At 26.5% G+C, this 25,837-nt stretch carries 24 protein-coding genes; 17 read left to right on the top strand and 7 right to left on the bottom strand.

Annotated features, from left to right (window positions below):
• The 17 genes from proS (at position 1) to lpxB (ending at position 18,389) form a co-directional block, all read left to right on the top strand.
• Positions 1-1,335: a proline--tRNA ligase gene (gene proS, locus ACTTBM_RS04465; protein WP_440634887.1), complete on the top strand. Its 1,335-nt coding sequence runs from the start codon at positions 1-3 to the stop codon at positions 1,333-1,335.
• On the top strand, positions 1,332-2,561 hold the full coding sequence (locus tag ACTTBM_RS04460) for a lipoprotein-releasing ABC transporter permease subunit (protein ID WP_440634886.1): 1,230 nt from the start codon (positions 1,332-1,334) through the stop codon (positions 2,559-2,561). The genes proS and ACTTBM_RS04460 overlap by 4 nt, the downstream gene beginning before the upstream one ends.
• Positions 2,554-3,231, top strand: a complete 678-nt coding sequence (locus ACTTBM_RS04455; protein WP_440634885.1) for an ABC transporter ATP-binding protein — start codon at positions 2,554-2,556, stop codon at positions 3,229-3,231. Before ACTTBM_RS04460 ends, ACTTBM_RS04455 begins: the two co-directional genes overlap by 8 nt.
• Complete coding sequence (gene dnaE / locus ACTTBM_RS04450) at positions 3,224-6,640, top strand: DNA polymerase III subunit alpha (protein WP_440634884.1); 3,417 nt, start codon at positions 3,224-3,226, stop codon at positions 6,638-6,640. The genes ACTTBM_RS04455 and dnaE overlap by 8 nt, the downstream gene beginning before the upstream one ends.
• Positions 6,641-6,769: 129 nt before the next feature.
• Positions 6,770-7,588, top strand: a complete 819-nt coding sequence (gene rpsB, locus ACTTBM_RS04445; protein ID WP_440634883.1) for a 30S ribosomal protein S2 — start codon at positions 6,770-6,772, stop codon at positions 7,586-7,588.
• Between the two features lies 1 nt (position 7,589).
• A complete protein-coding gene (gene tsf / locus ACTTBM_RS04440) occupies positions 7,590-8,441 on the top strand; it encodes a translation elongation factor Ts (protein ID WP_440634882.1) in 852 nt (283 codons plus the stop codon).
• Positions 8,442-8,993 carry a ribosome recycling factor gene (frr, locus tag ACTTBM_RS04435; RefSeq protein WP_440634881.1) on the top strand — a complete coding sequence of 184 codons (552 nt, stop codon included), beginning with the start codon at positions 8,442-8,444 and terminating at the stop codon, positions 8,991-8,993.
• On the top strand, positions 8,990-9,664 hold the full coding sequence (uppS, locus tag ACTTBM_RS04430) for a polyprenyl diphosphate synthase (protein WP_440634880.1): 675 nt from the start codon (positions 8,990-8,992) through the stop codon (positions 9,662-9,664). The genes frr and uppS overlap by 4 nt, the downstream gene beginning before the upstream one ends.
• Complete coding sequence (locus ACTTBM_RS04425; protein ID WP_440634879.1) at positions 9,664-10,305, top strand: phosphatidate cytidylyltransferase; 642 nt, start codon at positions 9,664-9,666, stop codon at positions 10,303-10,305. The genes uppS and ACTTBM_RS04425 overlap by 1 nt, the downstream gene beginning before the upstream one ends.
• A complete protein-coding gene (locus ACTTBM_RS04420) occupies positions 10,302-11,468 on the top strand; it encodes a 1-deoxy-D-xylulose-5-phosphate reductoisomerase (RefSeq protein WP_440634878.1) in 1,167 nt (388 codons plus the stop codon). The genes ACTTBM_RS04425 and ACTTBM_RS04420 overlap by 4 nt, the downstream gene beginning before the upstream one ends.
• On the top strand, positions 11,465-13,711 hold the full coding sequence (gene bamA / locus ACTTBM_RS04415) for an outer membrane protein assembly factor BamA (RefSeq protein WP_440634877.1): 2,247 nt from the start codon (positions 11,465-11,467) through the stop codon (positions 13,709-13,711). The genes ACTTBM_RS04420 and bamA overlap by 4 nt, the downstream gene beginning before the upstream one ends.
• A 2-nt stretch (positions 13,712-13,713) precedes the next feature.
• Positions 13,714-14,211: an OmpH family outer membrane protein gene (locus ACTTBM_RS04410; protein WP_440634876.1), complete on the top strand. Its 498-nt coding sequence runs from the start codon at positions 13,714-13,716 to the stop codon at positions 14,209-14,211.
• A 3-nt stretch (positions 14,212-14,214) separates the two neighbouring features.
• On the top strand, positions 14,215-14,661 hold the full coding sequence (gene fabZ, locus ACTTBM_RS04405) for a 3-hydroxyacyl-ACP dehydratase FabZ (RefSeq protein WP_440634875.1): 447 nt from the start codon (positions 14,215-14,217) through the stop codon (positions 14,659-14,661).
• Between the two features lie 51 nt (positions 14,662-14,712).
• Positions 14,713-15,690, top strand: a complete 978-nt coding sequence (gene lpxD / locus ACTTBM_RS04400) for a UDP-3-O-(3-hydroxymyristoyl)glucosamine N-acyltransferase (RefSeq protein WP_440634874.1) — start codon at positions 14,713-14,715, stop codon at positions 15,688-15,690.
• Entirely contained in the window at positions 15,690-16,472 is a 783-nt protein-coding gene (gene lpxA, locus ACTTBM_RS04395) for an acyl-ACP--UDP-N-acetylglucosamine O-acyltransferase (RefSeq protein WP_440634873.1), read from the top strand. The genes lpxD and lpxA overlap by 1 nt, the downstream gene beginning before the upstream one ends.
• 1 nt (position 16,473) lies before the next feature.
• Entirely contained in the window at positions 16,474-17,259 is a 786-nt protein-coding gene (locus ACTTBM_RS04390) for an LpxI family protein (RefSeq protein WP_440634872.1), read from the top strand.
• Positions 17,256-18,389, top strand: a complete 1,134-nt coding sequence (gene lpxB, locus ACTTBM_RS04385; protein WP_440634871.1) for a lipid-A-disaccharide synthase — start codon at positions 17,256-17,258, stop codon at positions 18,387-18,389. Before ACTTBM_RS04390 ends, lpxB begins: the two co-directional genes overlap by 4 nt.
• On the opposite strand, the gene gltX is transcribed toward lpxB, so the two are convergent.
• From gltX to ACTTBM_RS04350, 7 genes are all read right to left on the bottom strand, one after another.
• Positions 18,369-19,766, bottom strand: a complete 1,398-nt coding sequence (gene gltX, locus ACTTBM_RS04380; protein WP_440634870.1) for a glutamate--tRNA ligase — start codon at positions 19,764-19,766, stop codon at positions 18,369-18,371. The two genes, lpxB and gltX, sit on opposite strands and share 21 nt — an antisense overlap.
• Positions 19,767-19,788: 22 nt before the next feature.
• A complete protein-coding gene (gene lexA, locus ACTTBM_RS04375) occupies positions 19,789-20,466 on the bottom strand; it encodes a transcriptional repressor LexA (RefSeq protein ID WP_262589277.1) in 678 nt (225 codons plus the stop codon).
• 89 nt (positions 20,467-20,555) lie between these two features.
• Positions 20,556-21,347 carry an indole-3-glycerol phosphate synthase TrpC gene (locus ACTTBM_RS04370; protein ID WP_440634869.1) on the bottom strand — a complete coding sequence of 264 codons (792 nt, stop codon included), beginning with the start codon at positions 21,345-21,347 and terminating at the stop codon, positions 20,556-20,558.
• Positions 21,340-22,332, bottom strand: a complete 993-nt coding sequence (gene trpD, locus ACTTBM_RS04365; RefSeq protein ID WP_440634868.1) for an anthranilate phosphoribosyltransferase — start codon at positions 22,330-22,332, stop codon at positions 21,340-21,342. The genes ACTTBM_RS04370 and trpD overlap by 8 nt, the downstream gene beginning before the upstream one ends.
• A gap of 4 nt (positions 22,333-22,336) precedes the next feature.
• The gene (locus ACTTBM_RS04360; protein ID WP_440634867.1) at positions 22,337-22,903 is read right to left on the bottom strand and encodes an anthranilate synthase component II; all 567 of its coding nucleotides are present in this window, start codon (positions 22,901-22,903) and stop codon (positions 22,337-22,339) included.
• Positions 22,903-24,360 (bottom strand): anthranilate synthase component I, encoded by a 1,458-nt coding sequence (trpE, locus tag ACTTBM_RS04355; protein ID WP_440635046.1) that lies wholly within the window; start codon positions 24,358-24,360, stop codon positions 22,903-22,905. The genes ACTTBM_RS04360 and trpE overlap by 1 nt, the downstream gene beginning before the upstream one ends.
• Positions 24,360-25,781, bottom strand: a complete 1,422-nt coding sequence (locus ACTTBM_RS04350; RefSeq protein WP_440634866.1) for a SurA N-terminal domain-containing protein — start codon at positions 25,779-25,781, stop codon at positions 24,360-24,362. The genes trpE and ACTTBM_RS04350 overlap by 1 nt, the downstream gene beginning before the upstream one ends.
• Positions 25,782-25,837: the final 56 nt, after the last annotated feature.

Here is a 25,837-nt window from a genome sequence, read left to right as displayed (position 1 = left end):
ATGCTTTTATCAAATTCATTTATTCCGATATTAAAAAATAATCCTTCTGAAGCAAAAATTAAATCTCATCAATTAATGTTGAGAGTTGGTATGATAAAGCAAGCTTCCGCAGGAATATACTCATGGTTACCTTTAGGCTTTAAGGTAATGAAAAAAATAGAACAAATTGTTAGAGAAGAGCAAAATAAGATTGGAGCTCAAGAAATATTAATGCCAACAATTCAATCTAGTGAGATATGGAAAGAAAGTGGTCGATATGATGATTACGGTGAGGAGATGCTTAGAATAACTGATCGTCAAAATAGAGAAATGCTTTATGGACCTACCAATGAAGAGCAAGTTACAGAAATTTTTAGATCTTCAATTAAATCTTATAAATCATTACCCCAACTTTTGTACCACATACAATGGAAATTTAGAGACGAAATAAGACCTAGATTTGGAATAATGAGGGGAAGAGAGTTTTATATGAAAGATGCTTATTCATTTGATGTATCAGATGAGGAAGCATTTTTTTCTTACAATAAATTTTTTCTTTCATATTTAAAAACGTTTAAAAGATTAGATCTAACTGCAATACCTATGGCTGCTGACACAGGCCCAATTGGAGGAAATTTATCTCATGAATTTATTATCCTAGCAGACACGGGAGAAAGTAAAATTTTTACTGATAAAAGAATTTTTGACTTAAATAGTGATGATACTCAACTAGAAAAATCTTCGTTAGAAGAAATGAGAAAAAAATATGAGCAATTTTATGCTGTGACAGATGAAAAGTTTAACAAAGATGAATTTGAAAAAATAGTTTCAAAGGAAAATCAATTAATCACAAAAGGTATTGAAGTAGGCCACATATTTTATTTTGGCGACAAATATTCAAAACCTATGAATGCATCAGTAGATTTACCAGGTGGAAAAAAAGATTTTGTTAAAATGGGTTCTTATGGAATTGGTGTATCAAGGCTAGTAGGGGCTATAATAGAAGCAAAGTATGATGAAAAAAATGAAATCATGAAATGGCCATTGTCTGTTGCTCCATATGATATTGCTTTGATACCGATGATAAATAAAAACGATAATTCAGCACTAGATAAGGCAAATAATATTAACAGCGAGTTATTAAAAAATAATATTGATGCAATTATTGATGACACAGATGAAAATTTTTCATCCAAAATTAAAAAAATGAATTTGATTGGTGCTCCGTACCAAATTATCATTGGTAAGAAAAGTGAGGGTGATTTACTAGAGTTCAAAGAAACAGGTGGTGAAACTCAAAACTTACCTTTAAACAAAATTATAGAAATTATTAATAAACAAAAAAATTCAATTTGATTTCTACTTTAGAAAAAGAAATTACTTTTAGATTTTTAAAAGCTAGAAAAAAAGATGGCTTTTTAAATGTCATTTCAATATTTTCTTTCATTGGAATAAGTCTTGGTGTTGCTGTTCTAATTATTGTTATGTCGGTAATGAATGGTTTTAGAACTGAATTAATCAATAAAATTGTTGGATTTAATTCACACGTAACTGTTAAACCTTATTCAAATTCAATAGATGAAGATAAAATAAATAATAAATTAAATTCAATTTCTAATTATATTATTTTTAGTAATTCAGGAGAGGCAATTATTCTTAAAAATAATAATACCAAAGGAATAGTGTTACGAGGCTATAAACATAATGATCTTTTAAATTTAGAGGTATTAACAAATGAAAAATTTAAAGGCGACTTAAGTCTATTTGATGAAAATTTTATATCAATTGGAAGCGAACTAAGTTTTTCTCTAAATCTTGAAATAGGGGATGAATTGACCCTTATGTCACCATCTGGTGTTCAAACAATAATTGGCAGTATGCCGAAACAAAAAACTTTTATTGTTAATTCAATTTTTAATAGTGGTTTAGCAGAATTTGATAACAATATTGCATTTATAGAACTTAATGTTTTAGAAGAGTTCTTTGGATACAATCCCAACGACAGAAATTTAGAAATTTATCTGAAAAATCCAAACAATATCGAGTCTCAAAAATTAATAGTGAAACAAGTTTTTGATGATGAGTTTGTCTTTAGTTGGGCAGATATGAATAGTTCATTATTTTCAGCTCTAAAAGTTGAACGGAATGTTATGTTTATTATTTTGTCATTAATAATAATTGTTGCTGCATTTAATATTATTTCAGGATTAACTATTTTAGTAAAAAACAAAACAAGGGATATTGCCATCTTAAAATCAATTGGAGTATTAAATAAATCAATAATTAAAATATTTTTTTTAGTTGGAGTAATAATAGGGACTTCCGCAACAATTTTTGGTATTTTTTTAGGTGTAACTTTTTCTGTTTATATTGAAAATTTTAGACAATTTTTAAGCTCAGTTTTCAATATAAGTTTATTTCCTGAAGAAATATATTTTTTAAGCAAAATGCCTTCTGAAATTAATCCAACATCAATTATTCTAATTTCAGTCTGCTCAATAATTATAACTATTTTAGTATCAATTTTTCCAGCATTTAAAGCAGCTAAGTTGGATCCAATTAAATCTTTAAAATATGAGTAAGTATTTAGAATTAAAAAGTATATCTAAAAGTTTTGAAACTGAGAAAAAAATCAAAGTTTTAAAAGGTTTGTCGCAAAATTTTGAAAAAGGTAAAATCTATTCGCTCATGGGCCCATCTGGTTCAGGAAAATCAACTTTATTAAATTTAATTTCTTTAATAGACAGACCTTCATCAGGTCAAATTATTTTTAATCAAAATCAAATTAATTTTAATGATACAGAAGAAAATGATATTTTTAGATCAAAAAAAATTGGTATTGTTTATCAACAAAATAATCTTCTTTCTGATTTTACTGCTTTAGAAAATATTTATTTAGCATCACTTGCTAATAATAATGATAAAGAATTAGCAAGTAAAAAGGCTAAAAAATTATTAAAAAAAATTCGTCTTTCAAATAGATCAAATCATTTTCCCTCACAACTTTCAGGCGGAGAAGCTCAAAGAGTTGCTATAGCAAGAGCTATAGTAAATGATCCTGAAATAATATTAGCAGATGAGCCAACAGGTAGTTTGGATATGAATACAGCAAAAGAAGTTTTTAAACTTTTATATAACCAAAAAAAATCAGATAGATTAATAATATTTGCAACTCACAATAGATTTTTTGCTAATAAGGCAGATTGCCTATTGGAGATGAGAGATGGTATTATAAAATCATCTAATGTCTGAGTCATTAAATCAAAACTTTAATCATCTAAAAGTCCATACACAATATTCTATATGTGAAGGTGCGGCTAAGATTGATGATTTACAAGAATATTGCAAATCAAACAAAATTAAATCTTTAGGAATAAGTGACACTTTTAATTTATGTGGAGCTTTAGAATTTGCAGAAAAAATTTCTAAATCAGGAACACAGCCAATTATTGGCACTCAAATTAATTTTAAACTAAATGATACAACTGGATTGTTACCTTTATTTGCCTTGAATGAAACAGGTTATAAAAACATTATTGAATTGTCCTCGAATTCATATTTAGAAAATGATGAATTAAGTGACCCTCATGTAAATTTTGATGAATTATTAAAAAGTTCTGATGGTGTTTCAGTTTTTTCAGGTACTATTTTAGGTCTTTTCGGAAAATTATTTGATAAAGGAAAATTTACAGAAATAAACGAAATTTATCTAAAAATTAAAGAAGTTTTTGGAGATAGGTTTTATTTAGAAATTCAACGACACAACGACAATAATGAAATTGGATTTGAAAAATTTAATCTAAAAAAGTCTGCAGAACTAGAAATTCCAATAATTGCTACTAATGAAGTTTTTTATTTATCAAAAGACATGCATGAAGCACATGATGCCTTGATTTGTATTGGTAACAAAACCTATATTAATGAAAAAAATAGATTAAAATTAAGCGATCAACATTATTTAAAAACTAACTCTGAAATGACGGAGTTATTTGCTGATATACCAGAGGCATTAGAAAACAATTACAACTTTCCTTTAAGATGTAATTTTAGACCATTATTCTCTAATCCTATATTGCCAAACATTAGTACCGATAAAGATGGTAATGCAGATGATCTTTTAACCAAATATTCTTTAGAAGGACTGCGAGATAAATTTTTAAAAGTTTTTAATGTTAAAGATAGCAAACTTGAAAATGATAAAAATTTTCTTCTTTATAAAGAAAGACTAGATCATGAACTTTCAATAATTATTAAAATGAAATATTCGAGTTATTTTTTAATTGTATCTGATTATATAAAATGGGCTAAAGAAAATGATATACCAGTTGGTCCTGGTAGAGGCTCAGGTGCTGGGTCATTGGTTGCTTGGTGTATATCAATTACTGATGTTGACCCAATTAAGTTTAATTTAATTTTTGAGAGATTTTTAAATCCAGACCGAATTTCTATGCCTGATTTTGATATAGATTTTTGTGAGGATAAAAGAGACCTTGTTTTTGAATACTTAACAAAAAAATACAAAGATAGTGTAGCTCACATAATTACATTTGGTAAACTTAAAGCACGTATGGTGATCAGAGACGTCGGTAGAGTTATGGGATTACCTTATGGGTTTATTGATAGTATATCAAAAATGATACCTTTTGATCCTTCTAGACCTCAAAATCTAACTCAATGTATAGCTGGAGAACCAAGATTACAAAAGTTAATTAATGAGGATACCAGAGTAAAAAAATTAACAGAGTTATCATTAAAATTAGAAGGTCTTAATAGAAACGTCGCTACTCATGCAGCAGGAGTTGTAATTGCAGATAAAAAATTAACAGAAGTAGTTCCCTTATATAAAGATACTTCAGCAGATTTACTTTTACCTTCAACACAATTTGACATGTATTCAGCTGAAAACGCTGGTTTAATTAAATTTGATTTTTTAGGGTTAAAGACACTAACAGTAATTAATAACACTCAAAAATTAGTTAGAAAAAAAGATAAAAAATTTAACATAGAAGAAATAAATTATGATGATCAAAAAGTCTTTGATCTTTTATCATCAGGTAAAACCGTAGGATTGTTTCAGATTGAAAGTGCTGGAATGAGAGAAGCTTTGCTTCATATGAAGCCAAATCATATTGAAGATATTATTGCACTAGTAGCATTATATAGACCAGGCCCAATGAGTAACATACCAACCTATAACGACTGTAAACATGGAAAGCAAAAACCTGATTACTTACACCCATTATTGGAAGATATTTTAAAACCCACATATGGGGTAATTATTTATCAAGAGCAAGTAATGCAGATTGCTCAAAAACTCTCAGGCTTTACAGCGGGTCAAGCCGATCTTTTAAGAAGAGCAATGGGTAAAAAGAAGAGAGCGGAACTAGAGAAACAAAAACAAGGTTTTATTGCTGGAGCAGTTAAAAACGGTATTGCTAAAGATGTTGCAGCTGGAATATTTTTAAAAATCGAACCTTTTGCAGAATATGGTTTTAACAAAAGTCATGCTGCAGCTTATGCAATAATTTCTTATCAAACTGCATATTTAAAAACTTATTATCCTAAAGAATTTATTGCTGCATCAATGACTATGGATATTTCTAATCAAAATAAATTAAGTGAGTTTTATGAAGAATTAAAAAGACTTAATGTTGAAACAATTAGACCTGATATTAATGAATGTTTTGCTGATTTTAGAACTATTGATGGAAAATTTTATTATGCCTTAGGTGGAATTAAAGCTGTAGGTTATGAGGCAATTTCTAATATTGTTGAAGAAAGAGAGTTAAATGGAAAATTTAAATCTATTAATGACTTTATAAATAGAGTTAATCCCAAAGATATAAATAAATTACAATTAGAGGGATTAGTAAAAGCAGGAGCATTTGATAATTTAAACTCAAATAGACAAGCAATCTTTAACTCAATACCTAATTTAATTTTAAAAAATAAAAATATTTCTGAAAATAAGCTAGCCAATCAAATAGATTTATTTTCTGATAACATTGAAATAGTGGAAGACATTATCGCTAAAATAGAAGATTGGAAATTTGAAGAGCGATTATCAAAAGAATTTGAAGCAGTAGGATTTTTTATATCTGATCACCCATTAAATCAATTTACGGAAATTTTTGAAGACTATAAAATTAATGATTATGCAAAATTTATATCAGATGATAATTCAGAAAATAATAACGTAGCTGCAACATTACTTAAAGTTCAAGAGAGAAAAACTGCTAAAGGAAATGCGTATGCTGTTTTAAAGTTAACAGATTTAAATAGTGTATTTGAAATATTTATTTTTTCAGATTTGTTAGAATTAAATAGAGAAATCCTAAAAGAAGGTAACTCATTAATTTTGACCTTAGTTAAGAATATTTCTAATGATGAAAACCGTTTTAAAAGAATTAATGTTCAAAAAATAGCTTCTTTGAAAGATTTATTTAATAGTCCAATTAATGAAATATCCTTTAATGTTAAATCTATTGAACAAATCCAAGAGATTTCAAAATTCTTAAATCAAGACGGTAAAACTCAAATAAAATTTAATTTCGCAACGGAAGATCAAATTTTAAATTTTCAATTAAAAAAACCAATGAATCTTGATAGAAAATCTTTAAATCTTTTAAGAAAACAGCAAATTCAAGCAGAAATTAGTTAAATAAAACTTGTCAATTTTAACAAATATTTGTAAATAAACATTAAATTAAATTAACACGCACACAGTTGTTGGTTTTATACCTCCGGTCCTTAATTGGAAATTACTGTGGTGGCTTAACCGGGAATAAATATGAAAATACCTAATGTTACAATTCAACAATTATTAGAAGCTGGTGTTCATCTTGGACACAAAACTTTGAGATGGAATCCAAAAATGAAGAAATACATTTTTGGAAAAAGAGACTCAATTCATATTATAGACTTAACTCAGACACTTGAATTAACTAAAGTAGCTTTAGAAAAAGTATATAATACAATAGCAAATAATGGAAAAATTTTATTTGTTTCAACTAAAAAACAAGCATCAGAAGCTATAGCTGAAGTTGCTAAAGATACAGATCAGTATTTTGTAAACTATAGATGGTTAGGTGGAATGCTAACTAATTGGGGAACAATATCTAATTCGATAAAAAAATTAAAAAAATTAGAAATTGATTTAGCTGCTGAAAATAGAGGTTTTACTAAAAAAGAACTTCTAAAGATGAGTGTTAAAAAAGACAAACTTCAAAGATCATTAGGTGGAATTGCAGAAATGAAAAAAGTTCCAGAACTAGTTTTTGTAATTGATACTAATTATGAGTCATTAGCTATAGCTGAGTCATCAAAATTAGGTATTCCTATAATTGCTATTCTAGATAGCAATTCTAACCCAGATAATATTGACTACCCAATTCCTGGTAATGATGATGCAAGAAGAGCAATAGATCTTTATTGTAATTTAATTAAAGAAACGATTAATAATGCAAAAAGTTCAATTCAATCATCTGAGCCTAATCAAGAAAAAGCAAAATCAGGTAATAATGATGATAAAAACAAAACTATTCAAGAAATTGATAGAGAAAAACTAGAAAAAAAATTCTCTAACGAAGATAAAGGAAAGTTAAATTAAAATGAGTGATATAGAAAAAGTAAAAAAATTAAGAGAAGCAACGGGTGCTGGATTTAAAGATTGTAATTTAGCAATCAAAGAGTCCGGTGGTGATTTAGATAAAGCAATTGAAATTCTTAGGGTTAAAGGAATATCAAAGGCCTCAAAAAAAATGTCTAGAGATGCCAAAGAAGGAGTTGTTGTAGTATCAGGTGATGAAAACAAAACTTCTGTAATAGAAGTAAATTGTGAAACAGACTTTGTTGCAAAAAATGATGACTTTATAAGCTTCGTTAAAGAATTAAGTGAGTTAAACAATCAACACAACTCTAATCATGATGAATTAAAAAAAGCTGTGATGAAAAATGGGCAAAGTGTAGATGATAATTTAGTAGCGCTAATTGCAAAAATTGGTGAAAAAATTACAATTGGAAAATCAAAAACTATTGAAAATACAAAAGGTATTAATAACTATTATTTACATACAGTTGTAAAAGATAATGTAGCAAAATTGGCTGTATTAGTATCCCTTGATACAAATGACAAATCAGATACAGTTAAATCGTTTGGTAAACAATTATCTATGCATATTGCAGCTTCAAATCCTTTAGCACTTGAATCAAATTTAATTGACCAAACAGTAATTGATAAAGAACAAGAACTCGTTGCAGAGGAATTAAAAAATTCAGGCAAACCTGATGAAATAGCTAAAAAAATAAGTTTAGGAAAAATGAACAAATTTAAAGAAGAAAATGCTCTTTTAACTCAAGCTTGGGTAATGGAACCCAAGAAAAAAGTTCAAGATATTGTAAAAGAACTTTCAATAGCTGATTTAAAAATTAAGGAATTTTTTAGAATAAAAATAGGAGAGTAGATGTTTGACGAGAAATCTTATGGTGTAAAAATGGATAAAGCCATAGATGTGTTTTCTAAAGAACTGGCATCTCTTAGAACGGGTAGAGCCAATGCAGCAATGCTTGATCTTGTTAAAGTTGATGTGTATGGCCAACAAATGCCAATCAATCAAATTGGGAGTATAACAACTCCAGAACCTAGAATGATAAATATTCAAGTGTGGGATGCAAACAATGTACCTCTTTTAGATGCAGCTATTAAGAAATCTGATTTAGGATTAAATCCTCAAATTGATGGTCAATTAATTAGGTTGCCCATACCAGAATTAAATGAGGAAAGAAGATCTGAGTTAAAAAAGTTAATTAAATCTATTGGCGAAAAATGCAAAGTATCAATAAGAAATATAAGAAGAGAAGCAAATGAAGATCTTAAAAAGTTATTAAAATCAAAAGAAATTAGTGAAGATGATGAAAAATCAAAAGAAAAAATAATACAAACCATCACTGATGATCATATAAAATCTGTTGATGATAAAGTATCTTCAAAAGAAAAAGAAATAATGACAATATGAACCCTTTGAATCATGTAGCCATTATCATGGACGGTAATGGAAGATGGGGTATAAAAAATAAAAATTCAAGAAACGAAGGTCATAAGGCAGGTCTTATTACAGTCGAAAAAATAATAAAAGAGTCAATAAAACAAAATATAAAACACATAACACTTTATACTTTTTCTACAGAAAATTGGAAACGACCAAAACAAGAAATAAAATATTTATTTAAATTACTAGAAAATTTTTTAAAAAAAAAAATTGATTACTTACATAAACAAGACATAAAATTAAATATTATTGGTAAAAAAAGCTTTTCAAATAAATTAAATTTTCTTTTAAGGTTCGCTGAAAAAAAAACTATTAAAAACAAAAAATTGCAAATCAATCTAGCATTAAATTATGGTTCTAAAAATGAGTTAATTTACGCTTTTAAAAAATTAAAAAATAAAAATTTAACTATGAATGAAAAAAACTTAAGTAAATTTTTATATACAAAAAATATACCTGATCCAGATATTTTAATTAGAACAGGAAACACAATGCGTTTAAGTAATTTTTTGTTGTGGCAAATTGCTTATTCTGAAATTTTTTTTGAAAAAAAATTGTGGCCAGATTTTAATGAAAAAGATTTCATTAAAATAATCAATAAATTCAAAAAAATTAAAAGAAATTATGGAAGTATTTAATGAAAAATGAACTACTCAAAAGAATTATAAGTTCAATTATATTAATCCCACTAGCATTTTTTTTTATTATCAAGGGAAATCTGTATTTTACCTTTTTTTTATTAATTTGTTTTTCAATATCTATGTACGAGTGGTACAAAATTTCTAAAAATCAAAAATATTTCATATTTGGAATACTTTTTTTATTCTTTTCATTTTTCTCCATATTTCAGATAAGAACATTTGAAGATAATGATCCCACTTATTTATTTATAGTATTAGTTATATGTATTTTAACTGATATAGGGGGGTATTTATTTGGCAAAATTTTAAAGGGTCCTAAATTAACTAAACTAAGTCCAAACAAAACTTTTTCTGGAATGTTTGGCGGTTATTTTTTTTCAATATTCAGTTTAATTTTTATAAATAATTATATTAATTTCTTAATTTCAGATTCAATTGTTTTTAATATAATTTTTATATTTATAATTTCCTCAATTAGTCAAATAGGAGATGTCTTAATTTCTTATTTTAAAAGATTATCTAATATAAAAGATACAGGAAATATAATTCCTGGGCACGGAGGTATCCTTGATAGAATTGATGGAATGATTTTTGCATTTCCAATGTCATATTTAATTTACTTATTATTTCTAAAATGAAAAAAAAAATTGCTATTTTTGGATCAACTGGATCAATTGGTAAGAATTTGATCGAACTTATTAAAAAGAACAAAAATGATTTTGAAGTTATTTTGTTAGCAGCTCAAAATAATACCAAACTTCTTGTTCAACAGGCAAAACTTCTAAAGGCTAAAAATATAATAATTACCAACTCAACAAAATTTGAGAAAGTAAAATCGAAAAAATTTGATTTTAAAATTTATTCAAATTTTAACCAATTAAATAAAATTTTTACAAAAAAAATGGATTATATAATGTGCTCTATAACTGGACTTGATGGTCTCGAGCCAACCTTGAAATCCATAAAATACACAAAAAAAATTGCTATAGCTAACAAAGAATCGTTAATTTGTGGATGGAATTTAATTGAAAAAGAGTTGAAAAAAAACAAAACTTTATTTGTGCCTGTAGACTCTGAACATTTTTCTATTTGGTCTTGCATAAATGCAAATAAAATTTCAAATATAAACGACATTTTCATAACTGCATCTGGCGGACCTTTTTTTGATTTGCCAATATCTAAATTTAAATCAATCAAAGTAGAAGATGCAATTAAACATCCTAACTGGAACATGGGAAATAAAATCTCAATTGACTCTTCAAATTTAATGAACAAAGTTTTTGAAGTAATCGAGGCAAAAAATATATTTAATTTATCAATGAAACAAATAAAAATATTAATTAATAGAGACTCTTATCTTCACGCAATTGTTAATTTTAAAAGTGGATATTCAAAAATGATTATTCATGAAACAGATATGAAAATACCAATATTTAATACATTATATGATGATAAGAAAATTTCTGAATTAAAGAATTTGAATATAAAAAAGTTAAATCAATTAAATTTGAGTTATCCTGATAATAATAAATTTCCAATGCTTAATATCCTTAAGATAGTACCAGATAAATTCACTTTATTTAACACGGTTATTGTTTCTCTGAATGATATTTTGGTAGACCTTTTCCTAAAAAGATTTATTAAATTCCAGCATATATCAGAAATTTTGTTTAAAATTCTGGATAGTAAAAAATTTAGTAAATTTAAGTCAGTGAAACCCAATAATATTAATGACATAATTAAAACCAAGAAAATTGTACAAATGGAAGTAAAATCAAATTATAATCATTATTACGAATGATAGAGAAATACCGAAAATACCTAATATTTTTTTTAATAATATTTTTTTTTAAAAATTATTCTTTAGCAAAAGAAATCTCAAATATTGAAATCATTGGAAATAACAGAATTTCAAATGAAACTATAATAGTCTTTTCTGATTATAAAAATAATATTGAAATTAATGAAAGAAATATAAATAATATTCTAAAAAACTTATACGATACTAATTTTTTTAAAGATGTTTCTTTAAAAATAGATAATGATAAATTAATTATAACCGTTGTAGAGGAAGCATTAATTCAAACTCTTTCGATAGAAGGTCTTGCTTCAAATACCTTAGAAGATCTAATAAAAAAAAATTTAAATTTAAAAAATAGATCTTCATTTAATGATTATCTTTTTAATGAAGATCTGAGAACAATCAAAAATATTTTGAAAGCACAAGGTTATTTTTTCTCTAAAGTATTCGCAACTGTTGAAGATTTAGATGATAACAAGATTAATATTGTTTACAATATTACACTTGGAAATAAATCAAAAATTAAAAAAATTACATTCACTGGGAACAAAATATTTAAAGATAGAAAACTTAGAAGTGTAATCGTCAGTGAAGAATATAAATTTTGGAAATTTATTTCAGGAAAAAAATATCTTAATGAAGAAATGATTAAATTTGATGAAAATTTATTAAATAATTTTTTTAAAAATGAAGGATATTACAATGTAAAAATTAATTCTTCATTTGCTAAATTAATAAAAAATAATGAATTCGAATTGATTTACAATATTGACGCAGGAAAAAAATATTTTTTTGGTGATCTTAAATTAGAAATGTCGTTAGATTATAATCAAGAAAATTTTATTTCAATAAATAAATTTTTGAAAAAACTTCAAGGTGAACATTATTCAATTAACTCAATTGATAGAATAGTTAAAAAGATTGACGAAGTTATTATTCAAGAACAATTCGAGTCTGTGAAAGCAGTAGTAACAGAAAAAATTATAGACGATAAAATTAATATGATTTTTTTAGTTGATGAAAGTGAAAGATTTTTAGTTGAGAGGATTAATATATTCGGTAATAATATTACTGAAGAAAGGGTTTTAAGAAACCAGTTACAGGTTGATGAAGGTGATATTTATAATGAAATCTTAGTTTCTAAATCAATAAATAATATAAAAGCACTTAATTTCTTTAAAAATGTTAACAGTGAAATTGTATCTAATAAAAATAATACAAATAAAATAATAAACATATCTGTTGAAGAAAAAGCCACAGGTGAAATTATGGCTGGTGCAGGGGTAGGTACATCTGGTAGCACTGTATTATTTGGCATTAAAGAGAATAATTATTTAGGAAAAGGAATAGGATTAAATTCTCAATTACAACTTTCAGAGGAGGATATAAAGGGAACTTTTTCAGTTAATAATCCAAACTTTAAGAATTCTGATAAATCGCTATTTTTTTCTCTTGAATCAAGTGAAACGGATAGACTTAAGACTTCAGGGTATAAAAATAATAAAACTGGATTTACAGTTGGTACTCGTTTCGAGTATTTTGATGATTTAGATTTGTTTGTTGGTACCTCTAATTACTATGAGAAGATTTCAACTAATTCTACAGCATCAGCTAAACAACAGAAGCAAAAGGGAAACTACTGGGATAGTATTTTAAATCTTAACTTCACTCAAGATAAAAGGAATGCAAGATTTCAAACTTCTAGTGGTTATATAAGTCGATATAGTTTAGATGTTCCTGTTATTAGTGATACAAATACTTTTAAAAATACATATAGCTATAAAATATATGATGAACTTTATGATAATAACGTAACATCAGTTGGTTTTTCTATTGGATCTGCATTTTCAATTGACGATAGTGATATAAAACTTTCTGAAAGATTGTTTATTCCTTCAAAAAATCTTAGAGGTTTTGAGAGTGGTAAAGTTGGCCCTAAAGATGGAAAAGATTTTATTGGTGGTAATTATATGACAACATTAAATTTTTCATCAACATTACCTCAAATTCTACCAAATTCTGAAAACCTTGATGCAGTTTTATTTATTGATGCGGCTAACTTATGGGGTGTTGATTACGACTCTTCCTTAGATGATGGTGGGGAGTTGAGAAGTTCAATTGGTATTGCATTGGATATGTTTACAGTAGTTGGACCAATGAGTTTAAGTTTGGCACAACCATTATCCAAAGGATCAAATGATAAAACGGAGAGCTTTAGATTTAATATTGGCACAACATTTTAATTATGAAAAAAATTTTATTTTTTATAATTATATTAAGTAATTTTTTTTTTATTAGTTTATCAAAAGCAAGTATAGGTTATATTGATATAAACTTTATATTACAAAATTCCGTAAAAGGTAAAAAAATAATTGATGAACTAAATTCTTTAAAAAAGAATAACGAAAAATTATTCAATTCAAAAAAAAAGGAATTAGATCTTAAAAGAGTTAATCTGAATAAAATTAAAAACATTACACCAGAAAACGAATATCAAGAAAAAATTTCTGAATTAAAAAAAAACATTGATGAATTTAACTCTTTTCAAAATGATAAAATATTATTATTTGAGAAGTTAAAAAAAGAAAAATTAGACAATTTTTTTGTTTATCTGGATGAAATTCTAAGTAATTATATAGCTTCAAATAAACTAAAAATTGTTATAGATAAGAAAGATATAATTATTGCAGATGATTCTTTAGATATTACAAAAGATATTTTAATTTTGACGAATAAACAGTAATTTATGAATGTACTTAATAAAGATCAGATAAGAAATTTATTACCACATAGAGAACCTATGTTATTAATTGATGAACTATATGATATTGAAAAATTGCATTCTGCTACAGCTGTAGTTCATGTTAAAAATGACAGTTTTTTTGTACAGGGCCACTTCCCCGATCAACCAGTAATGCCAGGAGTTTTAATTGTTGAGTCATTTGGCCAAGCTGCTGCTGCTCTAACAGCTCATGGTTTGGATAAATCTACTTATGAAAATAAATTGGTATTTTTGATGGGTGTTGAAAAAGCTCGTTTTAGAAATCCAGTAATACCTGATTGTAAATTAATATTAAAAATTGAAGCTATAAGATCTCATGGTAGAGTATGGAAGTATAAAGGTGAAGCTTTTGTAAATGAAATAAAAATGGCAGATGCTATTTGGTCTGCAACAATTGTTGATAAGAAATAAATAGCAATAAATTTTGATAAGCTCATTAATTTTGCTCTGTTAAAAGCAGATATGTCAAATCCTTTTTTTAAAAATAATGGTCCAATTTTACTTTCAGATATTTTAAGCAATCTACATATTACCAACTATGATGTTAAAGAGAATATAAAAATTGACGACATAAAAGATTTACATAATTCAAATAAGCTAGATATTACTTTTTTTCACTCAAATAAATACAAAGAAGTTGCAAAAAATACAAAAGCATCTTTCTGTCTCACAACTGAGTCTTTGAAAAATGAACTTCCGAATTCTTGTACTCCGATATTGGTTAAAAATGTATTAGTATCTGTATCAAAAATAACATCAATTTTTTATCCTGATGCTATAAATGATTATTTTGATGATAGCTCAATTGATATTAATGAAACAGATTTTAAGGATAAAGTACTTTATGGCAAAAATGTTTTAATTGGAAAAAATGTATCGATAGGCGCAAATTGTAAGATAGGTCACAATACAATAATTGAAAAAAATGTTTCTATTGGAGATAATTGTTCAATAGGCTCAAATACAATAATAAGAAATTCACTAATAAGTAATAATGTTAAAATTTTAGATAACTGCGTTGTTGGAAAACATGGTTTTGGATTCTTCCCAAATAAAAATAAAAATTTAAGATATCCGCATATTGGCATTGTAATTATTGAGGAAAATTGTGAAATCGGATGTGGTTCTACTATCGATAGAGGTTCAATGTCAAATACTGTTATTGGCAAAAATACATATTTAGATAATCAAATACATATAGCCCACAATGTTAAAATAGGAGAAAACTCTATCATAGCTGGTCAGGTAGGAATTGCTGGTAGTGCAATTATTGGTTCTAATGTAAAAATAGGTGGCCAAGCTGGAATTTCAGGACATATTAAAATTGGCAATAATGTAGAAATTGGAGGCGGCTCTGGTGTAATAAGAAATATACCAGATAATACGAAGGTGATGGGTTATCCGGCAAAAAATATAAGAGAATTTTTAAGAAATAATTAATGATACACAAAACTGCAATTATTGATTCAAATGCTAAAATCTCTAAAAATGTAAAAATAGGACCGTATTCTATAATTGGTCCTAATGTAGAAATTGGAGAAGGTACAGATGTGCAATCTCATGTAAACATAACAGGCAATACTATTATAGGCAGAAATAATAAAATATATCCGTTTGCGTCTATAGGAAATGATCCGCAAGATTTAAAATTTAAAGGTGAAAAAACATCATTAGAGATAGGTGATAACAATAAAATAAGAGAGTACGTAACCATTAATCCAGGCACTGAAGGTGGCGGTGGTAAAACTAAAGTTGGTAACAATTGTCTGTTTATGGTTTCTTCACACATTGCCCATGATTGCATAGTTGGTGATAACGTTATTTTGGCAAATAATGTTCCGTTAGGGGGTCATGCTCATGTGGATGATAATGCCATAATAGGGGGAAATTCAGCTGTACAACAATTTACTAGAGTTGGTAAGTTTGCAATGATAGGTGGTATGTGTGGTGTAGTAAGAGATGTGATACCATATGGTATAGCCCATGGAAATAGAAGTATATTGCAAGGTTTAAATCTTATTGGTTTGAGAAGAAAAAATATTCCAAATAAAGAAATATTATCCCTTAGTGAAGCCTATAAAATAATATTTAAGAATGAGAATTTAACAGAGAGTTTAAGTAATTTATCAAATGATTTAAGAAAAAATAAATTAGTTTCTGAAGTGATTAATTTTATAGAAAAAGATAAAAAAAGACCAATTTGTACTCCTTTTTCAAAATAAAATGATTGGTTTATTTTTAGGTGATACTGATTTTCCTGAAATAGTTTTAAATAAAATAAAAAAATTAAAAAAAAAATATTTCATTATAGATTTTTCTAAAAATAATAAATTTAAAATAGATAAAAATTCTTACAGGATTAGTATTGGAAAATTTGGAAAAATAATCAATTTAATTAAAGAAAAAAAATCTAAAAAAGTTTTGTTTGCAGGCAAAATAGTAAAACCTAATTTTACATCTCTTAGATTAGATTTAAAAGGTATATACTATATGCCAAGTGTTATTAGAGCTTCTAAAATTGGTGACGCTGCAATTATCAAATCAATAATCAATATTCTTGCAAATGAGGGTATAAAAGTAATTAGTTCTATATACTTTAACCCAGAACTATCTCTTAAAAAAGGAAACTATACAAAAACTAAGCCTAATAGGAGTGACAATAACTCAATTAAAAATGCTAAAAATTATTTCAATAGAATTAATAGTTTGGATCATATACAGGCTTTAGTTATCAAAGATGAAAAAATAATTGCAAAAGAAGGAAGACAAGGGACAAAAAAAATGCTTTCAAAAGTAAAGAAAAATTCAAAAGGGATATTAATAAAACTACCAAAAAATAAACAAGATTTAAGAATGGATTTACCAACTGTTGGTTTGCAAACTTTAAAAGATATTAAAAAACACGGATTAAAGGGTCTCGTTTTAAAATCTAAAAAGAATATTTTTCTAGACAGGAAACAGGTAATAAATTTTGCAAATAAAAACAAAATTTTTATAAAAGTTATATGAAAAAAATCTTTGTATTAACAGGCGAACCATCAGGAGATAAACTTGCATCAACTTTAATTTCAAGATTAAAACTAGAAAGCCCTGAAATTGAATATTTGTGTGTTGGTGGTATTCACTTAAAGAAACTAGGAATTAAATCTATTTATGATTTGAAGGAAATTACATATTTAGGTTTTACAAGTGTATTGCTTAATATTTTTACAATTAAATCAAAAATAAATAAAACTGTAGAAGAAATAGTAAAATTTAACCCTGATATATTACTAAGTGTAGACAGCCCTGATTTTACTTTGCGCGTAGCAGAAAAGGTTAAAAAAATAAATACTAACATCAAAACAATTCATTATGTTGCACCTCAAGTATGGATATGGCGAAAGAACAGAGTTAAAAAAATTAAAAAATTTATTGATCACATTCTTTTGTTGTTTAAATTTGAAAAAGAATACTTTGATGAAGAAAATATTAACAATACTTTTGTTGGCCATCCTCTAATAGAAAGAAATCTAAATAACAAAACTATTATTGACAATATTTTACCTAAAAATAAAAAAATAATATCTATATTTCCTGGTAGCAGAAATTCTGAAATTTATGTTTTGCTACCTATATTATTGGATTTTATTAAATTAATGAACAAAAAACATAATGAATATTTTTTTTATATTCATGCAACTGAAGAAAATAAAAGTTTAATTTTAGAATATTTAAAAAAATATAACTTTGATAATTTAGATATTGTATCTGAGGAAAATATTAAATCTGAAATTTTGTCTAAATCTATTTTCGCTGTTTCAAAATCTGGTACTGTTTCACTGCAAATTTGTAATTTTAATGTTCCATCTATTATTATTTATAAACTTAGTTTTATTAATTTTATGATTTTTAAAATGTTAGTTAATGTAAAATTTGCAAATATTATAAATATAATTAATAATCGTGAGGTAATTCCTGAATTACTTCAAAAAGAATGTAATGCAGATGAAATATACAGGTCTGTTATTTATTTTCTTAAAAACCCTGAATTAATGAAAAAACAAGTAAATGAATGCTCCAAAACTCTAGAGGGCATCAGGTCTAAAACTTCATCTTCCGGAGAGGCAAGTTCAATTTTAATTAAGTATCTTTCTTAATCTTTTCTCAACATCTGTTTTACCCAAAGATATAACAATATCATATAGGCCTGGTCCAAACTTAGATCCTGTTAGGGCTACTCTTAACGGTTGACCTACACCTTTGAAATTTGTTTCATGTTTTTTTATCAAGTTGTTAACTATTGGTTCTAAATTATTTCTAGTTAAACTTTCTAAGTTTTTAATTTCATTTTGAAATTCATTAATTATTTTTTTGGATTTATCGTCAATTAGTTTTAAATCATTTTCATTAAAATTAACTTCATCATTAATAATATATTTTGCATTATTAAATATTTCTTCCAGTGTTTTTGCTTTGTTTTTTAAAAACACTAAAGATGATTTTATTTTTGTTGCTTTTTCTGTATCAATTTTATCTTTGTATTGTTCACAATATCTTAAAAGATTATCGTACAGATCATTTTCATCAATATTTTTGATATAGTGCTCATTCATTGACAAAATACGGCTCATATCTAATTTTGATGGTGATTTTCCAATACCTTCTAAGTTAAAAAATTTTATACTTTCCTCTAAAGTAAATATTTCTTTGTCTTGATATGACCATCCTAGTCTTAGTAAATAATTTCTTAAAGCGTCAGGCATAATCCCAATTTCTGCGTAGTCATCTAATGTTGAAGCATTATCTCTCTTAGATAATTTTTTACCTTCTATGGTGTGAATTAAAGGTATGTGGGCAAACAGTGGTACATCCCATTTCATTGCTTCATAAATTTGAATTTGTTTGAAGGTATTTATTTTGTGGTCATCTCCCCTAATTATATGCGTCATCCCCATTTCATGATCATCTACAGTTGCTGACAAATTATAAGTTGGAGTTCCATCATTTCTTAATATTACAAAATCTTCTATTGTGCTGTTTTCTATTTCAACATCCCCCTGAACTAGATCTTTAAGAATTGAACTTCCTTCAATTTTACTTTTAAATCTAATTACAGGTTTAATTTCTTTAGGAGCATCTTTTTCTTCTGCATCCCTCCATTTTCTGTTGTAAATATAAGGTATTTTCTTTTGTCTAGCTCTTTTTTTTTGCTCTTCTATCTCTTCAGGTGAACAGTAACATTTATAGGCATAACCATTTTTTAATAATTCATGTGCAATTTTTACATGATCATCAATTTTTGTTGACTGAATATATTCTTCGCCATCATGTTTTATCCCTAACCAATTTAAGGATTTAATTATTTGTATTTTGTGTTCTTCTTTCGATCTTTCTTTATCAGTATCTTCAATTCTTAAATAAAAAGTGCCTTTTTGATTTTTTGAATATAACCAATTAAACAAGGCAGTTCTAACACCACCAATATGAAGAGCCCCAGTAGGAGAGGGAGCAAAACGAGTTGCTACTTTTGACATCAGAGATGTTTAGACTATTTTTTTAGAAGTTTCTATATAAAGATACCAAAACACCCTGAACTTTAACTCTGTCAGGGCCAAATATTTTGGTTTCATAGTTTCTATTTGCACTTTCTAATGCAACTACTTTACCTTTTTTACGAATTCTTTTTAACATCGCCTCGTGTTCATCAATTAATGCGACTACAATTTTTCCATTATCTGCTGTATCTGTTCTTTTAATGATAACTGTATCTCCTTCGTGGATTCCAGCTTCAATCATTGAGTCACCTTGAACTTTTAATCCAAAATAATCTCCATTTTTTTCTAAATTATTTGGTAATGGTATTCTTGAAACTTCATTTTGTATTGCTTCTACAGGAGTACCTGCCGCAATTTTTCCTAATACTGGCACTTCCATTTCATCTGAATTGTTAATTTCTTCATCCAAACCACCTTTGATAACGCTTGGTGAAAAACTATTATAAATATCATTTGCTGAAGCCGTTTCAGGTAATTTTACCACCTCTAAAGCTCTTGCTTTATGAGCCAATCTTTTAATAAAACCTCTTTCTTCTAAGGCGCTAATCAATCTATGAATTCCTGACTTTGATTTTAAGTTTAAAGATTGTTTCATCTCTTCGTAAGAAGGAGACACGCCTGAACTTCTCAACTTCTTGTTGATAAATAAAAGCAGGTTTTTTTGTTTTTTTGTTAACATAAGAACAAATATCGTACAAATAATGTTCTATAAAAGTTCTTTTGATTTAACAATACTAAAAATAGTGAGAAAAATAGGGCTTAAATTGACTACAAAACTGAAAAAATTGAATTTTCATCCAATTTTTTCAAAAGTGATTCACCAATTAAAAAAGTATTAATTGAAGTCTTGCTGTTTAGTTCTAATAATTCTTCTTTAGATTTAATACCACTCTCAGAGATTAGAGGTCCTTTATGGTTTTTTACAACATTATAAATATCATAGGTTGTATTTATATCTGTTTTAAGTGTTTTTAAGTTTCTGTTGTTAATACCAATAAGTGCATCTTTAAAATTTAGAGCTTTATGAGCCTCTTCAACTGTATGCACTTCTACTATTACTGACATACCTAGTTTCAATGCCTCTTGATACAAATTGTTTGCAAGATCATCTGAGACACCAGCTAAAATAATTAGAATTGCATCTGCACCGTAACTTTTGGCAAGTGGTACTTGAAATGTATCAATAAAAAAATCTTTACATAATATTGGTAAATTAACTTTATCTTTTATTTTACTTATATGAATTAAATTTCCTAAAAAATAATCTTCTTCAGTTAAAACTGATAAACAAGTAGCATTATTTTTTAGATAAATATTAGCAATATCCACTGGATTGTAGTCTTCAATTATAACACCTGCAGAAGGACTTGCTTTTTTTATTTCAGCAATAATTGAAGTTTTATTTTCTTTTAAATTGTTTTCAATTTTATCTTTAAAACTTATGTATGAATTATTTTTTTGTATTAATTCATCTAATTTTTTAAGATCAATTGATTTTTTTAGATTATCAATTTTTTCGATTTTTTTTTTAATTATATTTTCTAGAACATTTTCAGACATTTTGTATTCGTTCCAAATGTGAAAAAGTTTTACCAGAAAGAATGAATTGTCTTGCATGATTATAGGCTTCTTTAAAATCAAGAAACTTTTCTGCAACGATTAACCCAGCTGCAGCGTTTAAACAAACTGCTTTTGAAAAATCATTATCTTTACCTTTAAATATTTCAATCATTTTATCTGCATTAAATTTTGCATCATTACCAATTAAATTCTCAAATTTTTCTGCATTTACACCAATTGAATTAGGATCAATTAAGATTTCAGATATTTCCCCATTCTTCAATTGTATTATATTTGTTTTTGCATAAGGAGATATTTCATCCAATCCATCTTCGCTGTTTACTATCCACGCAAATTTTATATTTAAATTTTTTAATCCCTCTGCAAAAATTGTTAATAATTTTTTATCAAATACTCCAACAACCTGTCTTTCTACTAGAGCGGGATTACTTAAAGGACCAATCATATTGAAAATAGTTCTTTTACCAATTTTCTTTCTCACAGGGCCTACAAATCTCATAGCACTATGATAATTTGGAGCAAACATAAAACCAAAATTGTTATTGCTTATTTCTCGTTCTATTTCTCTCGGCTCTAAATCAATTTTAATATTAAGAGCTTCCAAAACATCTCCAGAGCCACATTTTGAGGACACAGCTTTATTGCCATGTTTTGCAACTTTTATGCCCATGCCAGCTAAAAGTAAGGCTGATGCAGTTGATATATTAACAGTGTTCATACCGTCACCACCTGTACCGCATGTATCTATGCAATCTTTAACGTTTACTCTTTTAGATTTTTCTCTAAGCACATAAACACCTCCAGCAATTTCATCTGCAACTTCTCCTTTTTCAGACAGAAGTGTTAAAAAATTGTAGATTTGATCCTCATCAGCTTTACCAGTCATTAAAATTTCAAATGCTGACTTACTTTCTTCAAAGTTTAAATTTTCTTTATTTTTAAGTTTTTCTAAAATCTTTTCCATAAAATTAATAATTTATAAAATTTTTTAAAATTTTCATTCCCATCTTAGTTTTAATACTTTCTGGATGAAATTGCACACCATGAATATTAAATTGCTTATGCTGGATAGCCATGATCACTCCATCATCAGTTTCAGCGGTAATCTCTAAATCTTTCGAAAGCGTTTTTTTATTGATTATTAAGCTGTGATATCTTGTAGCTTCAAAGGAACGAGGCAGATTTTTTAAAATCCCAATTTTTTTTGATTTAATTTTGCTAGTTTTCCCATGCATTAATTTTTTTGCTTGAATAATTTTAGATCCAAAAACTTGACCTATAATTTGATGTCCAAGACAAACACCTAAGAAAGGTAATTTTTTATATAATGATTTTAAAATACTTATACAATTTCCAGATTGATTTGGATTTCCAGGTCCAGGTGAAATTACAATTTTATCATATTTTTTTCTTATTATTTCTTTTGAGGTAATTTTATCATTCCTTATGACATCAACTTTTACACCTAATGAAGAAATGTAATGATAAAGATTAAATGTAAAACTATCATAATTATCTATTAATAATATTTTCATTATCTTAAAGCATTTATCAAAGCTTTCGCTTTGTTTACTGTTTCATCAAATTCATTTATAGGTTTGCTATCAGCCACGATACCTGCTCCAGCTTGTACATAGAATTTTTTATTTTTTGCTACAGCTGTTCTTAATGCAATACAAGTATCAAATTCACCATTAGCAGAAAAGTATCCAATTCCACCAGCGTAAACTTTCCTTTTTGACGTTTCTAATTCATCAATAATTTCCATTGCTCTTATTTTAGGAGCACCAGATACTGTACCAGCAGGAAATCCTGCTAACAGTGATTTAAATTTTGAAAACTTTTTATTATACTCTCCAACTACATTGGAAACTATATGCATTACATGAGAATACCTCTCAATTATGAAACTCTCAGTTACCTTTACAGTATTTATTTTTGATACTTTACCAGCATCATTTCTTCCTAGATCTAAAAGCATTAAATGTTCAGAAAGTTCTTTTTTATCTTTAAGAAGGTCTTTTTCATAAAAATGATCTTCTTTTTTATTTTTTCCTCTTGGTCTAGTACCTGCTATTGGTCTAACTGTAATTTTGTTATCTCTTAGTCTTACTAAAATTTCTGGACTTGCCCCAATAATTTGAAAGTCATTAAAGTTGAAGTAAAACATAAAAGGAGAGGGGTTAGTTACTCTAAGTTTTTTATAAATTTCTAGGGGTTTTTTTGTTAATTTTGCTTCAAATCTTTGACTTAAAACAACTTGAAAAATATCACCAAGTTTAATGTATTTCTTAGCTTTATTAACCATTGCAAGAAATTTATTTTTAGATGTATTTGATTTAACTTTAATTTTTTTTTCTTTTAATACCCTTTTTGTATCAATATTTTTGATCGATGATTGAATTAATAGTTTAAATAGATCAGTCTTTATAGAGTCATACTTTTTTTGATAATTTTTAATTTTTTCATCATTAAAAACATTACTTATAAAAAATATTTCTTTTTTTAAATTATCATGAATAACCAAGGTTCTTGGTCTCATCAATCTTACATCAGGTAAATTAAGGTCATTTTTACATGAGTTAGGAATTTTTTCTATGTACCTAATAGAATCGTATGAAAAATAACCTGAAATTAGCGAACAAATCTTAGGTAAATTCTTAGGTGTATCAAATTTAAAATTTTCAATAATTTTTTCTATTAACTCTTCTGGTTTATCTTTAAGAATGATTTTTTTATTTTCAGTGATTAAATATGACTTTTGGTTGTTGAACTCCCATATCTTATCAGGATCTTTACCAAAAATTGTGTATCTACCTTTAATTTTTCCTTTTTCAACAGACTCAAATATAAAACTATTTTTTTCCTCTAAAAAATTATCAATTAAATTTATTACTTCATCATCAGAATTTACTTTTTTAGAAGTGTATATAATCTGATTTTTTTTGCTTCTATGTCGAAACTTAAAATCTTTGAAGCTTCGATTAATTATCATTTGAAATAGTTTTTAATTCTATCAATAGTTTTTTGATTCAATTGAACCTGATATTTATTATTCAACAGGGTATCGTAAGATTGTAAAATACTTTTTCTGTTGTTTGTATATTGTGAATTTACAAATCCTTTATATTCCTCACCTTGTTTATTTATCGTATTTTTATTTATATCTTTTATTTTGACTAAAAATATTTGATTATTAGTGTTGTTTACTAAAGCAAAAGAATTTTGAGGTAATGAGTAGAGCATTTTAATTGAATTTACTTCAAATAGCCCATCATCGTTAATCGAATTAATTGATCCAGTTTGGATTTTACCTGAACTTAACTCTATAAATTTACTTTCATTAAATCCATCATTCTGTATTTCTTCAATTATTTTTCTATTGTAATCAAATTTACCTTTTTGATAAATGAGCTCGACAATTTCACTTTTTACTATCTCATCATTTAGATCTGGTGAACGATCATATTCATTCTCTATATTATAAAGAATATAATTATCGCCACTTTCAAATATATCTAATTTGCTTGATTTCTTAGAGTAAATTAACTTTTCGTTTGTGCTAGTGTTTTCATCTGGAGCAAATTCATTAATATTATTCACATCCACATTTATGTTTTCGATTATTGAACTAAAACTTTCATTTTGAGAAATTTTATTTTCTATTGCATCAATTTCGTTAAAAAAATCTTGATTAAATTCATCAATTCCAATTAGATTTTTTGGATTTAAAACCACATATTTAAAGTCAATATATTGTCTTTTTAATTGATCTTTATTTTCTTCAATAAATGCTTTGATTTCATCTGATGTATAATCATCCTTAATCTTATATAAATTTTCCATATCAAAGTATTCAATAATTAATGATTTATTGTTTTCTTCAAATTTACTTTCTATTAGAAATTCAGGGGTAACAGTACCTGCACCGATAAAATCAAATAAATGTTTCTGTAAACCTTGATTTTTTAATTTCAACTCAAACAAAGGAGCAGACATATTATTTGAAAGTAAAAATTTTTCGTATTTAATTCTTTCAAAAGCACCATTCTCGTCTTTAAAATTTTTATTGTCTTTTAAATATTTTAAAATTGTCTTTTCGTTTATAGAAAGTTTAAAATCTTCAATCTCTAGATCAATTAAAGTTGTTGAAATAAGTCCTGATAGTAATTCTTCTATAATATTGTTGTCTAAATTATTTCTTATTGCTTCTTGTGAAATTCCACTTTGATTAACATAGTCCATGAAATCTTGAGTGGTAACGTTAGTTTTATTTATTTTAGCAATGTTATTTTGATTGTTAGTGCTAAAGCCACCGCCAAATCCGCCAAAGCCAAAAGCTATTATGATGATTACTATTAGAACCAATCCACCAAATTGTTTCCAACCTAAATTTTTTAATTTTTCAACCATAACGTTATAAATTTATTGATCTGTAAAAAACAAATCTATAGATTAAAAAGTCAATT

Origin of the sequence: Candidatus Pelagibacter sp. HIMB1746 (assembly GCF_052047555.1) — a bacterium.
Classification (GTDB): domain Bacteria; phylum Pseudomonadota; class Alphaproteobacteria; order Pelagibacterales; family Pelagibacteraceae; genus Pelagibacter.
The sequence above is the reverse complement of the archived record's forward strand: the minus strand, read 5'-3'. Positions and strand labels throughout refer to the sequence as shown.